Source organism: Endozoicomonas sp. YOMI1, assembly GCF_024606345.1.
Lineage (GTDB): Bacteria > Pseudomonadota > Gammaproteobacteria > Pseudomonadales > Endozoicomonadaceae > Endozoicomonas.
Window position 1 is genome coordinate 1 of the sequence record NZ_JAHHPM010000388.1, and the last position, 1,101, is coordinate 1,101.

Below are 1,101 nucleotides of genomic sequence, written 5' to 3' on the forward strand. Positions count from 1 at the left end.
TATTTTATCGGAACCTGACCAATCTTTCGTGTCATGCAAAGTCTAAAGTCGAGTAATGAAATATATCAAGGAATAATTACAGCGGTCGTTCGTTTGGAGCTTTTCCTCTGCCGTTTAGGTACAGGTCCGGTATTGTGGCGACAGGCGTCATTATCAGGCTCAGTGCGTTGCCTTTTGCGTTTTGGCGCCATTCGGTAAAAGATTCTCCCTTCATGGTCAACAGGCGCCACCGCAAGCCCACGCTTATTAAGTATCCGAGCGCCGACACAGCGCGGTTGTTTGAGTATCTGCTCCAGCTCAGATTGTCGCGGTGTGCCAATGGCGGGAAGGATTCCCTTCTGTTGCAGTCGCCTGATCTCTGACTGGATGCCGTCGTCGGTGGCCGACGATAGCAATGATTCTAAGCCGGGCAGTTCCTCAGCAACGACAGTCATCTTTTCCTTCAGGGTCATGGCGGGTAACCGAACTTGCCGCAGCTCTTGCTCATTGTGCAACTTCCGGTAGGCACCGGCGAACCCGATACCTGGGTCCCAGCAATCCGGTGCTCCGGTACTGTCCTTGTGCTTGGGATGCTCCGCAAAGCAGGGCTGGACTCCGGCTTTTTTCGCAATAACGAGCCGCACCAGGTCATCCAGACTTTCGCGCAGGCACACATAAGGCTCGGGTGCCCGTTCAATCCGTAATCGTCGTTTATCGTTATCAACCGCCAAGCCGTATTTACTTGAGAACGGGTTGGCATGGTTGCCATGATGCCAGCCCCCGGTGATGCTGGCCAGATTCCGGAACGTCAGCAGTGCTGCCTGGATCAGCCGCGTAAACTCTGGATGATTGACCACGCCCAGCAGCTCAATGGCTTCCGGGTGAAAATAGCCGTCATTGAGGGTTGCTGCAGTCAATTTTGCTGAACCCGCTGCCCGGTTAATGGCGGGAAAGTCTGGCCCGGGCGGAAAGACCCGCATGATATCCACGGTATCTCCGAAACGCAGCACCTGGCGCAGTAGTAGCTCATCTTCCGGGCACTGGTCATCGGCGGTGAAGGGTTCCGGCACCGGGTGCATTTTATTACTGTTTTTATTGCGCAGCGCATCGGCCACCAGGGTA

The 1,101-nt window shown here is 54.7% G+C and carries 1 protein-coding gene; it reads right to left on the reverse strand.

Translation table 11 applies throughout. The features are described from left to right. Positions 1 to 65: 65 nt before the first annotated feature. The coding region (locus KDK15_RS13935) for a hypothetical protein (RefSeq protein ID WP_257295994.1) at positions 66 to 1,101 on the reverse strand (1,036 nt) is incomplete at its 5' end.